Raw genomic sequence first — 14563 nt, forward strand, 5'->3', positions numbered from 1 at the left:
ATCATAATGCAGCAATAAATATTCTTAAAAAAGGGTTGAAATATTTGGGAAATCATCTCAACGGTACTGTTGGGCAAACAGAAACCGACCCAAACGCCTTGGGAGAGTCCGGCCTCTGGATTCTCAGTGGAGACATTGAGAATCTAAGCTGTCTCGTTGAACAAGGAATTTCCGATAGTGATAGGTCAAGAATCCCCCGTCACAGCGTAGCTTGACGGTGGGAGTATGTCAACCTCTCGCAAGAGTACAAGAGCGACTATCTCAACAATCTGTTATTTTTCGTGCTGTTCGTAGGCTGAGACGATTTTTTGTACTAAAGGATGACGCACCACATCGGCCCGCGATAGGTAACAAAAAGCGATCCCTTCTACTGATTTTAGGATTTTTTGAGCGGCAATTAACCCCGATTCTTGTGATTGCGGTAAATCGGTCTGGGTGACATCTCCGGTTACTACCATGCGCGAACCGAATCCCAAGCGAGTTAAGACCATCAATGCGATCGCAATTTCCCAACTGGGGAATTGAATCGTTGGCCAAATTCTACCACTTTGGCAGAATTGTTGTCTTAGCTGGAAATATTGATTAAATTGGAAGTTTTTAGCTGTTATTAGTTACTTAACCTAATATGGTGGTGGCATTCTGTAAGGAGTCCCGCAGTGACTAACAATTCCATCGCTCCTTTGACTATTGGCAATACGATTAATACTGCCTTCCGTCTTTATCGTGATCGCTTTCCAACTTATGTATTCTTTGCTGTCCGCGCCTGCTTGTGGTCGCTTTTTCCCTTAGTTTTGCAATTAATTCTCAGTCAATTACTTTATCAAACAATTACCCCCGAACAAGGCAGCGATATCGGTTTACGTTTATTTCTTTTCCCGATACAAATTTTCTCGGCCGCTAAGTATCTTTTCAATAATGCGGTTATCTCACGATTAGCTTTTCAAGACATCATTTATCAGCCAGAAACTGCCGGACAAGCGGAAAAAAAAGTTAAGCCGAAAATGTGGCGCTTGTGGTGGATGCAAGTTTTGATCGGTTTGTTGGGAGCGGCAATAATTTTGGCGATAACGCTGTCTCTGGTGCTAGTAAGTTTTATCCCCATCCTTGGTGTATTGCTTATTTTACTGGCTTTTTTCTGTCTTCCTTTTTTCTTCCTTTGGTTATCTGCTCGCATTTACATTGCCGAATTGCCCTTAGTAATTGAAGATAATTTAGGCAGTTGGCAAGCAATCAAGAGAGCTTGGCATTTAACTAAAAACTCGGCTTGGAGAATTGTGGGGCTGATGCTGATATTTATTGCCAGTTTATTAATTATTTCAGTTTATCTTCTGTCAGGGGCTTTGGCTTCAATTCTCTTTTTCTTTTCGGTCAAAATTCTCTTTTTCTTTTGGGTCAATTCTTCGGAGTACTGGCAAACGCTCACGGAAAATCCTCTTTTTTTCCAACAAATGGCGATGTTTTTCTATGGTCTGACTACTATTTTCTTACTTCTGAATATTTTATTAGTTCCCTTTTGGCAATCTCTCAAAAGTGTGATCTATAATCATGTTTTAGACCAGAAAAAAAATGATGGGGGAGAATACTAATAACTGAGCGGCTGTTGATGTAAGCTAAGACGCATTTAAACCGCTTATTCTTAGATTAGCCGAACTTCCCCCAATCCCTTTACTGTTGCCTCTTGTCTCGCATCAACAAGCAATTTATCCTAAATCCGTTGAGTAACCCGTTTTCTACTCTTGATAATTCTCTCAATCCTTTTATAGTACACATATAGTACATTTGCTCAAAAAAATCGAAAAAGGGTAAAAAGAGAAAAAAGAGAAAAAGGGTTACAAAGTCCTCCCAGCACCGCACACCACCCGAAAACCGAAGTAGTAGCTGCCGACGCGGCGGGAGTTGTAGTAGCGGAAAGCGGAACGGCAGAAATCTGGATAGTCGGACCAAGAACCGCCCCGCAGAGCTTTATTTGCCTGATTTTGCTGTTTTTTGCTCTTTTTTATCTCCTCATAGTTTTCGCACCAATCATCTTGACACCACTCCCAGACATTTCCGTGCATATCATATAAACCAAAGTCGTTGGCGTAGAATTGCCCAACAGGGGTGGTTTTTTGGAGATTGTTATCATAGTTGGCTAAATCTGGGGTAAGAATTTCCCCAAAGTGATAGGGGGGGTAGGTTTCTCCTTTGTCGAGATTTAAGGGTTTGGTTTGCGCTCGACAAGCGTACTCCCACTCGGCTTCCGTTGGTAGCCTATATTTTCTTTTACTTAATTTGGAGAGCCTTTGGCAAAATTCTACGGCATCTAACCAATTTACCCTTTCAACGGGGTTTGTGCTGCCTTTAAACTCCGATGGCTCTGGTTCTAAATCTTGCTCTACTTTTAAATCTTCTCTTTGGGCAATATATAACCATTGAGCTTGGGTAATGGGATAAATACCCATCAAGAAGTTTTTCAGGGTGACGTTGTGTTGAGGCTTTTCCCTTTTACTACTAATTTCTTGTTCTGAAGAACCCATTGTAAAGGTTCCCGATGGTATTTTGACTAATTCTATGTCTAGGTCATCGGTGAGTTTTTCTCTATAGATTAAAAGACGTTTTTGGGTCTTTTGGATGATTATTGTAGGCATAAGTAAGTGATTATGATTAAATTAAAAATTGATTTTATACTCTATCCTTCGCCGGCTAATTTTAACACAGAAGTACGAGTAGTGGCATCTAAGCGAAACTTCAGCAATTCTAGTTGACCCTGAGCGAGGCCGAAGGGTCAACATCGAGCGAAGTCGAGACGTTGATTAAGAATTGGCTCAATACGTTGTAGATAACCATTTTGTTTAGCCTTTAATAATATTCCCATTGTTCTAGTGAGTTTTATTCCTAATAAATTTGCATATCGTCTCGCCAAACCATCATCAAGTAAAGCGAGAAAATCGGGAATTTCTATTGCTAAAGCTAATACTTCTTTTTCTCCTTTTCCTAAATCAGTGAGAGGGAATCAGTCAAGTAAGTTAGTCTGATAGAGGTATTGAATCGGTGATGTATCGGCAATGACGTTAGGCATTAGCCAGATTCTCGATTAATTCTGCTTCCTTGAGTCGGAAGGTATCAACTCCATAGTCTGCAAGTTTAGAAAGAAAAACAACTCGCGGAATACCTGCTAAGTTAGCAGCAGTGCCAGAGGAAAGTTTTCCCAATTCATAAAGTTTAATGGCAGCAAGAAGAGAGATTTCCTGTGCTAGTTGTTCTGGGGTGAGATGTAAAGCGAGAGCGGTTTCATCAGGTAGGGAAAGAGTGATTTGGTACATGATGAATCCTAGGATTAATTGATTGTAGGGTTGATTGTAGGGTTGATTGTAGGTTTGATTGTAGGGTTGATTCTAGGTTTGATTGTAGGGTTGATTCTAGGGTTGATTCTAGGTTTGATTGTAGGGTTGATTGTAGGGTTGATTGTAGGGTTGATTCATGAATCAACCCTACCTTGATAAGGGGGAAACCCAAAACCCGTCTTCAATTTAATTATAACCAGCTACTGATCAGCCAACCTCATTTAGTACATTTGTTCAAAAAAATCGAAAAAGGGTAAAAAGGGAAAAAAGAGAAAAAGGGTTACAAAGTCCTCCCAGCACCGCACACCACCCGAAAACTGAGGTTGACGTAGTCGCCGCGGCGGAAGCGGTTGAAACGGTAAGCGGAACGGCAGAAAGACGGATTGTCGTACCAAGAACCGCCCCGCAGAGCTTTATTTGCCTGATTTTGCTGTTTTTTACTCTTTTCTAGCCGAGGACTACCATCCCTAGGTGCGCCTTGATAATTTTCCCAGAAGTCATCCTGGCACCACTCCCAGACATTTCCGTGCATATCATACAAACCAAAACCATTGGGGGGAAATTGCCCCACGGGGGTGGTTTCCTTGCGATATTCTCCTGCTGGTTCCTTAGCAAAGCGTTTCGTAGCATCGTAGTTAGCTAAATTTGAGGTGAGGGTTGCTCCGAAGTGGAAGGGGGTGGTGGTTCCAGCACGACAAGCATACTCCCATTCCGCCTCACTGGGTAGCCGATACTGTTTCTTGGTCATTTTAGAGAGCCTTTGGCAAAATTCTACGGCATCTAACCAAGATACATTTTCAACGGGGTTTGTGCTGCCTTTAAACCGCGATGGCTCTGGTTTTAAATCTCGCTCTACTTTTAAATCTTCTCTTTGGGCAATATATAACCATTGAGCTTGAGTAATCGGAGTTTGACTTAGGTAAAACGGGGCGATTTTTACTAAATGTCTGGGGGATTCTCGTTGAAACCAATCCCTATTGTATTTTTTCACTAGCCGCGCTATTTCCTCCGCTTCGGTTCCCATCCAAAACTCCCCCGAAGGAATATAGAGCATTTTTAAGCTGGGGGGATTTTCTTCAAAGTAGAAGGCTCTCACGGGTTCTTTGGCGGTAATTTGTCCCCTCTCATCCACAAAAACGGTTTTAGATTTGAACAGGGTTAGGTTAAATTTCTCGGTGATGATTTCTTCTTCTGTGTTATCCAAGACTTCCCTAAACTGGACTGGGATTGTCTCGGCGGTTATTTCTTCGCTTGCCAAAATTTTAAGCTGCTCAGGGGTTAAACGAAGGCGCTGATACAGTTCCCCATCTTCTACGCTGAAATCCTTAAGTCTATCCTTGAGCAGTTGAAACAATATTTCCTCTCCTCCCGTAAGCTCTTTTACCTTCGCTATGGTTACGGTTTTATATTTCCTCAGCCACTTTTCCTCAACCGGTAGGGGTGGAGGTGAGTCAACCATAGATTTCAGCTTTTGGCTAATTTCTTGGTACTTTGCTTCCCCTAGCTTTTGGAAAACCTCAGCAGATACCTTGGCAAAGGCGCGGACTAGATTAGCAGCTTCTTTGCCGAGGAGAACCTGGGGATTGGTAAGAATAAGACCAAAAAAGGTGGTGGTACTCAGGTTGAGTTTTTGGGCGATGTATTCCGAGAGGACAAAAATTACCTCTAAGGCGCGGCTATTCCCTAGTTCAGTGAGCAGAAGCTCTCTCACCTCATCATCAAATTCAAAATCTAGGCTGTTGGGGGGAGTATGAAAGTTAAATTTACCTCCTTTGTCCCACTTTACCGGTTCCCCTCCTAGATAGACTTTGAGAAAACCACTGAGGATGACTTCTGCTATGTTTAGGGGGTTAGAGGCGCTTAAAAGTTTGCTTTGGATAAGACGGACGATGGGAAGATTTACCGGGGCTGCGGCTAATTTTTTCAGTAATTCCCAAGCTAGAGGTGAGGCGGTACTAGCGAATAGTTCTAGAGCTTGCTTCCCAGACATCTCCGGAGAAATAGTTGCGGGTATTTCTCTGTTTTGGGGAGATTTTTCTAGTAGTACCCCCGCACAGGTGGCGTTGCTGTCACCACTGAGAACGAGCGCCCAAGCTTTTAAGGATGAAGGGGTTAGGGAGATGGTGGGTAGGGGAAAGTAGGTTTTTTGGATTGTTTCTCTGAGAATATGTTGATTTTCCTCTTCGTTCTCAATTTGTAGTAGCAGGGGGATGGAGGTAAATCTCCAGTTTTGTGAAGGTTTCCGGGGGGTTTGGTTGACTAGGGAGACGAACCAACCTCGACTAAGGGCGGTTCTTTCCCACATTGCTTCCGGGAAGGGAGAAAGCAGGGTGACAATTTGGTGTTTTCCCCAGTCCTGAAGAGCTTGGTTATAGCGTCCTTGATACCAGTCTGGGGAAGTACAATCACTGTAGAAGAGGATAAGTCTTTCGCCGCGAGGATGGATGAGATCTTTTGGGTGAATTGAGCAAGTATCGTTAGAGTAGGTACGGATGGCTAATTTTTGCTTGTCTTCGTCCCATCCGATGCGGTAGAGTTTGACATCCCGAAATGCGCCGATTTGTTCTAGCCAATCGCGGATTTCCCCAGCCATTTCTTTCCAAAAGACCATGGAGGCCCATTCTTCAATCAGTAAAACTACCTCTAGGGAACGGACTTTTTTGGCTTGGTAAACGGGTATTAGGGCTAAACTGCCATCTTTCTTGCCGATGCTATACTCGGCCGATTTCTGTACGGTGCTGTTTAGGTTTATTTGTCTTTGGGTGGCTGAGTCTATCTTTTGGATGAGGGGACGCACTGCCCGCCCTAATTTTAGGGTTTCTCGCCAGAATTTGGCGCCGGGGAGGCTAATGGGTAGGGTGTCTGCGCCTATCTTCTCAGGCTGTTTTTGTGCTTCTGTCCCCCGTATTAAGAGAACTTCATCGGATGGGGCTGCTGGCTCTTGGGTTTCGTTTTTACTCTCCTGGGGGGGGTTGTTAGTGGTCGGGGTTTCTTTCTTTTCTTTCCTAGGCTCTGGAGGGGGTTGGGGTTTTCCCTCCTCTTCTTGGGTGAGAACATACCACCACAAACTATCAGCTATCTGGTAACTGTCTAGATCCCATCCCCTGCCCTTGACAAAGGTGATAAATTTATCAATCAGTTCTGGTGTGGGAGGGGTTTGGGTCATTTATTGCCTGTGTCGGTGAGGTAGGTAAATAGTAGGTTGGTAAGGGACTTTAATTCTGCATCTGTGAGTTTATTTTCGCCCATGCTCATAAAGACGGCGTTTAAAAGCTGGTCTGTTGCTAGTTCCCCTTTTTCTCGTTTTTTAACATATTCTGCGATCGCTGCTTCTATTTTTTTACTTTCGCTACTGGCTTCTTTATAATTAAAATGGCTTTTTACTATGTCTTTTAGTACCTCTGGGGTGGGTTCGGGGATTTCTAAGAGCAGACATCTACGTTTAAAGGGTAGGGGAAAATCCCTCTCCCCGTTGCTCGTCAAAATCACTATGGGGAACTGTTGGCAGCTTACCTTGCCTTGGGGGATGGGTTCCCATTCACCGTCATGGGTTTGTACTGGTATTGGTTCGTTTTCGGTATCTTTAGCGAGTCGGGAAAGTTCGGTGATTTCAAATTTTCCCTCTTCAAAAAGGTTTAAGAGGTCGTTAGGTAGGTCGATGTCACTTTTATCTATCTCATCGATAAGCAGTACCCGGGGATAATTTCTCGGACAGAGGGCTGTCCCCAAGGGACCCAAGCGGATATACTGCCCTATGTCTTTTTTTTCTTCTAGTTGGTAATCTTGCAAACGTGCGATCGCATCGTAGTAGTATAATCCCTCTTGTAGGGTGGTGCGGGTATTAATTGGCCAGACTAATACTTCTCCTAAGTCTAATTCGTAGGCGATTGCGTAGGCTAGGGAGGTTTTCCCTGTACCCGGTTTCCCTGTGACTAAAATAGGCCGGCGTAGGTGAATGGCTGCGTTTACGGTTTCCCTGGTTTTATCGTCAACTATGAGTTGTTTTCCCCGCTCCTCGGACTTGTCGGTGGCGAAGCTTCGCCAAGGTGGGATTTCTGGCCAGGTAATCTCATCCCTTGAGCGTTTTTCATGATTGCCTTTAAAGATTTTCCATGAATTCATAGTTAGTTAACCTAGGTGCTGAGATGTTAAGTAGTGGAAGGGTGGCATCCGATTAGGGTCTTCTAAAAAGCATAATAGATGATGTCCTAGATGTTCGGGTTCATCTTCTAAATTATCTGGTGATTGTCGCCTCACCTCTTGAACTCTTGTGGACAATTGATTAATTTGAATATCCTGTAAGAGTGTATTAATTTGTGTTCTGTGACTTGCTTCCTGAGCATGACAGCGCGACCCAACGGCTAAAGGTATGCCATATTTTAAGCTTCTTTTAAAGAATTGCTCTAAATCCTCTTGAGTTGAAGCGCAAAGATTGCTCCATAGAGTTGTTTCTTGGCACAAATAGGACTCGCTATTATTAACTGTTTGTGTATCTATAGAATTTGTTGTTAATCTCTCCCATCTACTTTTCCAATGTTGATAAACTGGCATTTTACTATACATTGTTCCCAATCTCGTAAGAGAACGAACATTAACAAAATATGTTCTCTTAAGTTGAGTTAGGCTATCAAAGCAATTGTATTCCCAAGATTCAAAGTTAGTATATAGTAGCTTACCATTGGTGAAAAATTCAATATTTAAGTTTGCACCTCCTCGCTCATGACAATCTTCAATAATTTTTGTTAAAATGTTCGTTATATCTTTTTGAGTATAAACATCTTTGCTAACGCTACTATCTACAGGAAGATGTATATAATTATTTCCTTGAATTTGAGATGTATTTAACTGTAGAAACCACGCAGCAAATTTATATTCATGGTAAGTATTTGCTTGACCTTTACTCTCCTCTATTTTGATAATTAGATAGTTGTTAATATTTTCTCGATTGTCAGGTTCTGGATTAATTTCTGTTATCTCTCCTGTCCAAGCATTGTAATCTGTGTCAGTAATCTTTAATAGTTCCTTTAAATCCTGTATTGTTTGTTCAATCTTTGAGCAAGTGGAGCTATTAACTCTGCTATCTTGAGTAAGTCTAAAAAGTATTATTAATGAATCTTTATCTGGAGAATCTATGATTTTATCGATGATTTTTTCAAAATTAGCATTGTCATTATCTGGCAAGTACGACTTTATGATCCGATTCAGTTCTGATTTTTGTTGTCCAGACAATTTATTTTTAAGCTCTGTAAATATATTAATTTTTGTCTTATTTTCTTTAAGTTTATCCTGTAAAAAAGTCCCATTGTCACTTATTTTTCTATTATACTCTTCAACCAATGAGATGACATTGGCCTTGTTAACTTTTTCTATATCTCTTTCTAATCCCTTGTTAAATGCCTGGGCAAGTAATGGAAAAAAAGTTTGAGATGCGTGCGTTTTCAGCGTCGCCTCGGAGTAGTCGTACTTTCTTGCTATGTGTTCATAAGTCCAACCCTGTGCGAACCCTTCGATTAAACATTTTTGAATAGATGTAATACCATTAGGCTCTATCAATTGAATCACTTTTTCCACACAGCTTAAAAACAGTTCTTTGCCTAAAGAACTTGGAATTTCTGGCTTAGGTTTTCTATCTCCCATTTGTACTTGTGGTTCTCCTTTTAAGAATACAATTCACAAAATGCTACTTTTAGCTACTTAATGATACTTTGGCAAATTGACTACTAAATGCTACAAAAACTACCTCGACAATTAAAAGGGCTAGAAATAAGCTAAAAGTGTAGTCTAATTCAGAGCTTATGTACATCTCAAACTACCAGATTAAATCACTAACCCAGAGGCTAAAAAATCGCTTGGGGTATGTACCCAAAGAAGCTTGGGTAATTAATCTCGCCATCGAGATAGAAATCTCTCCAAAGTCGTTTTTTAGTGATGGGCAATTAGTCCAGCACTATCGAAAAATTGAACGGCTGCACAGCTAATAAAACCGCCTGAATTTGGTTATTTAACCATTTTCAGGACAGTACAACTTATTTTCTACTGCTATGATACTCAAAAAAACCACCCCAACACAAGCATCGGCTTTAAGGGATAATCCACGCCTAGGGATGCTCCAAATCAGCGATAATCGTCTCGTACAAGCTTTCTTTGACTGGCTAACAGGCTACTACCTTGCTCCCCCTCTCTGGAAAAGCACCCCCTCCTTAGAGCTAATCTATGGCATACTCCAGTATATAGGGGGATTAGCGATCGCTCTTAGCCACTGGCAATTAATCCCACTAGGATGTGTGTTATCCGTAGCTGGAGCGGCTCAATTGCAGGAAATAGCCCACTTTTGCGCCCATAATGCTTTTTTCCCTCAATATCCCACTTATAACCATCTTTTAGGTTGTTTGCTCACCTTAATTACCGGGAAAAAGCCCTTTCCATTGTTCAAAAAAGATCACCTACTAATTCACCACCCCCCGAAAAACCTAGCTACCATGAATGACAAGGGGAATACCCCCTACCTAGTAGAAGAGTTAGGTTTTGAATTTGCCCAAGAAGAGGCCTTCTATTGGCAAAATCTCGGCAAGTTATTACTCTCTCCCAAGTTTTACGGAGAAACCTTCCTTTCTCGTCTGACTAATCTCCTTAAAGCTCCCATTAACTATCAAATAGCTACCCTGATTGTGCTTTTCTTGGCCTCTGTTTGTGCGGGTTTAACCCATTCTTGTTTAATCTGCTTACTCTGGGCGCTATTTACCCAACTCGGAACCTATGCAGCCGCACTCTTGCAACAGCTACCGGAGCATAATTGGGCCTATGAAGCCGATGATAATGAGGCAGCTAAATCTCAGGTAATTGGTAAATCTTTTGCTCTATATCTGGGTGCTTACCCCCCGCGCTCAGACCACTGGTTAGAGTGGTTAAAGTGGTCCACGGAATTAGTGGGAGCAGTCTTTATTCGGCTAATCATCCTTCCAGTTAGCCTAGGGGCGCACTGTGTTCATCATGCTACACCAAACGATCACAACTGGGCTAACCAACTATATACCCTAAGAGCTTTTCAGACTGGCTCAATGAAAGGATGGCAGCGTTATCAATTCCTTGAGGTTTGGGGATACCGAAACGCATTAAACTACGTCTTTGTCGGTTTTAGTTTAAGGGGAAAAAGCTAAATTAAACTCGGTGTGCAACTATATTTTTAGTCTTGATTTACAACAAGGCTTTCAGAAATCAGCAGAGATAAAGTATCCTCTGGAACCCTGATTCTGTCGTTTTTAGTTGCACATCGCGTTAAATTAACCTAATTCTATACTCTCTCGCAAGAGTACAAGAGCGACTATCTCAACAATCTGTTATTTTTCGTGCTGTTCGTAGGCTGAGACGATTTTTTGTACTAAGGGATGACGCACCACATCGGCCCGCGATAGGTAACAAAAAGCGATCCCTTCTACTGATTTGAGGATTTTTTGAGCGGCAATTAACCCCGATTCTTGTTGTTGCGGTAAATCGGTCTGGGTGACATCTCCAGTTACTACCATGCGCGAACCGAATCCCAAGCGCGTTAAGACCATTTTTAACTGTGCTGGGGTGGTATTTTGGGCCTCATCAACGATAACAAAAGCATTAGCTAGGGTTCGTCCCCGCATATAAGCTAAGGGAGCGATTTCGATTTTACCCCGTTCCATCAGGTCGGGAATTTTGGCCGCTTCGATAAATTCGTATAAAGCATCGTAGAGGGGACGCAAAAAAGGATCGACTTTTTGCTGTAAATCCCCCGGGAGAAAGCCTAATTTTTCCCCTGCTTCCACGGCCGGCCGGGTGAGGATAATCCGTTCTACTTTATCTTCTAATAAAGCTTGTACGGCTAAAACGGCGGCTAAAAAGGTTTTACCCGTGCCGGCAGGTCCAATACAAAAGGTGATATCGTGACTTTGAATCGCTTGGATATATTGACGCTGACGGAAGGTTTTCGCCCGAATTAGCTCCCCGCGACGGGTACGAGCGAGAATATCCTGCTGTAGTTCTTTATACTCGCTAGAACGCCCCGTATCGAGGGCATGGATAGCGGTCATAATATCGGCTTCGGCGATTAACTTGGCCTCTTGCCATAAAATACTTAAGGAGCGTACAATCGCTGTGGCACGCTCCACGGGGGTCGGTTGCCCCGCAATCCGCAATTCCATCCCTCTGAGGACTAAATTCGCCCCAGTTTGCCTGGCTATCAATTTGAGGTTAGCTTCTTGATGACCCGCTAAAGCGATCGCACTTTCTGAACTGGGGAATTGAATCGTTTGCCAAGTTTCCGTCATGCTTGGGGCTAAATTATCCTTTGGCTAGTTCTACCACTTTAGCAAAAGCGACGGGATCGAGGACAGCTAATTGAGCCAACATTTTCCGATTCAGGAGGATATTAGCTTTCTTTAATTGTCCGGTCAGTTGGCTGTAACTGATGCCCTGTTGACGGGCAGCCGCGTTAATGCGGGTAATCCAAAGACGACGAAAATCGCGTTTCCGTTTGCGACGGTCTCTATAGGCATTCCGCAAGGCCTTCATTACCTGTTGGTTAGCGGTACGGAATAAGCGCGAGTGAGAACCGCGAAAACCTTTGGCTAATTTGAGAACTTTTTTGCGTCGCTTGCGGGCGACATTCCCCCGTTTTACTCTAGACATGATAATCCTTTAGACAATTTTTCTGGAAAACTTACAAATAGGGCAACATTAAGCGCACTTCCTTCTCGTCGCGCTCGTGTACCAAGGTAATCTGGGACAAACGACGGCGCTTGCGTTCGGCACTTTTATGATCGAGTAGGTGATTTTTGAAGGCTTTGCGACGTTTGATTTTTTTGCCGCTTCCCGTGGCCTCGAATCGTTTGGCCGCCGCCTTTCGCGTTTTTAGCTTGGGCATAAACTCCGTTTTATTAAATCGACACAATCACTAATACTATCATAAATAGAAGACTTTGGGCAAGAAGTGGCCAAAAGATTTCCGGGCTTATCCTTACTTTGGCCGGGTCTGTGCTTGGGAATTAAATCAATCGGGAATTTTCCCCTTCCTCTCGATCGAATGGCTAAGATGTGGATGAAGTCTCGTGTTAACACGCATCTGGAGAAGTCATGGCTAAAACCTTACTAGAACAATTACGCCAATTTACAGTGGTTGTTGCCGATACCGGCGATATCCAAGCGATCGAAGCTTTTACCCCCCAAGATACCACCACTAACCCCTCCCTGATTACGGCCGCGGCCCAAATGCCCCAATATCAGCCGATTGTCGATCAAACCCTGCAAGCGGCCAGAAAAGAATTAGGAGAGCAGGCCACCCCGGAAGATGTGGCCAAATTAGCTTTTGATCGCCTAGCGATCGGTTTTGGCCTACAAATCCTGCAAATCGTCCCCGGCCGCGTCTCCACCGAAGTGGATGCTCGTCTTTCCTACGATACCCAAGCTACCATCGACAAGGCCCGTTATCTCATTTCCCAGTATGAACAAGCGGGTATCTCTAGAGAAAGAGTCTTAATTAAAATTGCCTCGACTTGGGAAGGGATTAAAGCCGCAGAAGTCCTCGAAAAAGAGGGAATTCACTGTAATTTAACCCTATTATTCGGTTTTCATCAGGCGATCGCCTGTGCGGAGGCGGGAGTAACCTTAATTTCTCCCTTTGTCGGTCGGATTCTCGATTGGTATAAAAAAGAAACTGGTAAAGACTACGTTGGTGCTGAAGATCCCGGAGTCCAATCCGTTACCCAGATCTATAACTACTATAAAAAGTTTGGTTATAAAACCGAAGTTATGGGGGCAAGTTTCCGCAATATCAGTGAAATTCGCGAGTTAGCCGGTTGTGATCTTTTAACCATTTCCCCGAAACTGCTCGAACAATTGCAAGAGACAGAAGCCGATTTACCCCGTAAGCTCGATCCAGACCAGGCCGCAACCCTTGATATTGTCAAAATTGCCATGGATAAAGCGAATTTTGAGAAAATGCACGCCGAAGATGCTATGGCTTCCGAAAAACTAGCGGAAGGTATTCAAGGTTTTACCAAAGCTTTAGAGTTATTAGAACAACTGCTGATTCAACGTTTAACCCAGTTGGAAGGTCAGTCAACCCTAGAACACGCCGCCGAAGATATTTTTCGAGTTTATGATCATGATGGGGATGGTTTCATCACCCGGGAAGAATGGGCGGGAACCGATGCGGTATTCGATGCGATCGATATTAACCATGATGGGAAAATTTCTCCCGATGAGATCGCTGTCGGTTTGGGTGCGGCTTTTCGTTTAGTGGAAGCCTAGAATTGGTTGTGAGTTGAATCACTGATTGCTCTGATTTTAATCGGTAACTAATGGTGAGTTGCTCACATAGCCTAGAAGTGTTTTCCCACTGCTGAAAATTTACTACCCTGTCCGGCTAGAGATAATTTAGCTGGATTTTTCTTATGGAAGGCCTGGGAGAGGGGTAGTGATAAGTAATAGGACAAAATTAACTTCTTGGTTAGGATAGGCACTCATGCAAGAGGCAAGAGGCAAAAGGTAGTTATATATGTGTAATTAATTGTGTCCAGCTACTTATCAGTTAAGTGGTCGGACAAAAGTAAAGTTAACCGTGGGAGTCCGGAGTCAGCAAGAATTGCCAGAATTACATTTCTTAAGACAGACGACAGAATTTATGTCCGACTACTTACTAAATCCGTAGCTATGGATTGTTTCTCCCCTATAGCTTTTAAACAGGATTTAGTATAAGATGTGGTTCTTGATATTTTCTCAAAAAATCAAGCTATATATTAGGTTGGCTATTGATACAAGTACCAGAAAAATTATTGGTTTTTATCTAAAAAATAGAAGCCATAAATCGGCTCGAAAATTATGGAAAATTTTACCAGTATTTGCTCGACAATATACTATTGCTTATCCAGAACTACTTCTGATACCAAATCCGTTGAGTATAGGCTACATATCAGGACAGGCACTCATGGAACAGGCAAGAGGCAGAAGGGGGAATAAATAATCAGTTTTTAATAACCAGATTTAGTATGAATCACCACCGATTTTTCTAAAATTACTATTTCTATTTTAGGTGGTCTAAGTGCGTTTTAGCTTAACTGCCTAATCAAACAACAATCTTAAGCTTTATCTGCCGAGTCCTCAACAGTGATACAATTGCCGTCATAGCTAGGGGTGTCTGAGGCAATCAGGCTGAGAAAGACCCTTAGAACCTGAGACTGGGTAATTCCAGCGTAGGGAAGCTGTTTACAGAGGAA

The 14563-nt window shown here is 42.8% G+C and carries 11 protein-coding genes, 3 pseudogenes and 1 riboswitch; of the genes and pseudogenes, 4 read left to right on the plus strand and 10 right to left on the minus strand.

Going from position 1 to position 14563, the window contains the following annotated elements; translation table 11 throughout:
- Window positions 1-215 (plus strand): annotated as a pseudogene (locus tag EWV84_RS11480) (RNA-guided endonuclease TnpB family protein); the annotation flags it as partial.
- Window positions 216-272: 57 nt separating this feature from the next.
- Here the strand turns inward: EWV84_RS11480 and EWV84_RS11485 are convergent.
- Window positions 273-491, minus strand: a pseudogene (locus EWV84_RS11485) (PhoH family protein); the annotation flags it as partial.
- Window positions 492-656: 165 nt separating this feature from the next.
- Between EWV84_RS11485 and EWV84_RS11490 the strand changes: the two are divergent.
- Complete coding sequence (locus EWV84_RS11490; protein WP_287078101.1) at window positions 657-1586, plus strand: hypothetical protein; 930 nt, start codon at window positions 657-659, stop codon at window positions 1584-1586.
- 243 nt (window positions 1587-1829) lie between these two features.
- Here the strand turns inward: EWV84_RS11490 and EWV84_RS11495 are convergent, their stop codons facing one another.
- From EWV84_RS11495 to EWV84_RS11515, 6 genes and pseudogenes are all read right to left on the minus strand, one after another.
- A complete protein-coding gene (locus EWV84_RS11495) occupies window positions 1830-2627 on the minus strand; it encodes a formylglycine-generating enzyme family protein (RefSeq protein ID WP_287078102.1) in 798 nt (265 codons plus the stop codon).
- 137 nt (window positions 2628-2764) lie between these two features.
- Window positions 2765-2971 (minus strand): annotated as a pseudogene (locus EWV84_RS23105) (PIN domain-containing protein); the annotation flags it as partial.
- A 79-nt stretch (window positions 2972-3050) separates the two neighbouring features.
- Window positions 3051-3302 carry a UPF0175 family protein gene (locus EWV84_RS11500; RefSeq protein ID WP_286825091.1) on the minus strand — a complete coding sequence of 84 codons (252 nt, stop codon included), beginning with the start codon at window positions 3300-3302 and terminating at the stop codon, window positions 3051-3053.
- Between the two features lie 301 nt (window positions 3303-3603).
- Window positions 3604-6489: a formylglycine-generating enzyme family protein gene (locus EWV84_RS11505; RefSeq protein WP_287078103.1), complete on the minus strand. Its 2886-nt coding sequence runs from the start codon at window positions 6487-6489 to the stop codon at window positions 3604-3606.
- Window positions 6486-7445, minus strand: a complete 960-nt coding sequence (locus EWV84_RS11510) for an AAA family ATPase (RefSeq protein ID WP_287078104.1) — start codon at window positions 7443-7445, stop codon at window positions 6486-6488. The genes EWV84_RS11505 and EWV84_RS11510 overlap by 4 nt, the downstream gene beginning before the upstream one ends.
- A 6-nt stretch (window positions 7446-7451) precedes the next feature.
- Complete coding sequence (locus EWV84_RS11515) at window positions 7452-8960, minus strand: VMAP-C domain-containing protein (protein WP_287078105.1); 1509 nt, start codon at window positions 8958-8960, stop codon at window positions 7452-7454.
- A 404-nt stretch (window positions 8961-9364) separates the two neighbouring features.
- Here EWV84_RS11515 and EWV84_RS11520 point away from each other — a divergent pair, with 404 nt between their 5' ends.
- Window positions 9365-10480, plus strand: a complete 1116-nt coding sequence (locus EWV84_RS11520) for a fatty acid desaturase (protein ID WP_287697598.1) — start codon at window positions 9365-9367, stop codon at window positions 10478-10480.
- 180 nt (window positions 10481-10660) lie between these two features.
- Here EWV84_RS11520 and EWV84_RS11525 read toward each other — a convergent pair whose 3' ends face one another.
- Genes EWV84_RS11525 through rpmI form a run of 3 tightly spaced genes read right to left on the minus strand, consistent with a single transcriptional unit; the run spans window position 10661 to window position 12213 of the window.
- Window positions 10661-11617 (minus strand): PhoH family protein, encoded by a 957-nt coding sequence (locus EWV84_RS11525; protein WP_002772048.1) that lies wholly within the window; start codon window positions 11615-11617, stop codon window positions 10661-10663.
- 13 nt (window positions 11618-11630) lie between these two features.
- On the minus strand, window positions 11631-11978 hold the full coding sequence (gene rplT / locus EWV84_RS11530) for a 50S ribosomal protein L20 (protein ID WP_002791991.1): 348 nt from the start codon (window positions 11976-11978) through the stop codon (window positions 11631-11633).
- 31 nt (window positions 11979-12009) lie between these two features.
- On the minus strand, window positions 12010-12213 hold the full coding sequence (gene rpmI / locus EWV84_RS11535; RefSeq protein ID WP_002781071.1) for a 50S ribosomal protein L35: 204 nt from the start codon (window positions 12211-12213) through the stop codon (window positions 12010-12012).
- A 209-nt stretch (window positions 12214-12422) separates the two neighbouring features.
- Between rpmI and EWV84_RS11540 the strand changes: the two genes are divergently transcribed.
- Window positions 12423-13598 carry a transaldolase gene (locus EWV84_RS11540; RefSeq protein ID WP_287078106.1) on the plus strand — a complete coding sequence of 392 codons (1176 nt, stop codon included), beginning with the start codon at window positions 12423-12425 and terminating at the stop codon, window positions 13596-13598.
- Window positions 13599-14466: 868 nt separating this feature from the next.
- Window positions 14467-14563: riboswitch (TPP riboswitch) on the plus strand.

Source organism: Microcystis sp. M_QC_C_20170808_M3Col, from assembly GCF_007095505.1.
Taxonomy (GTDB): domain Bacteria; phylum Cyanobacteriota; class Cyanobacteriia; order Cyanobacteriales; family Microcystaceae; genus Microcystis.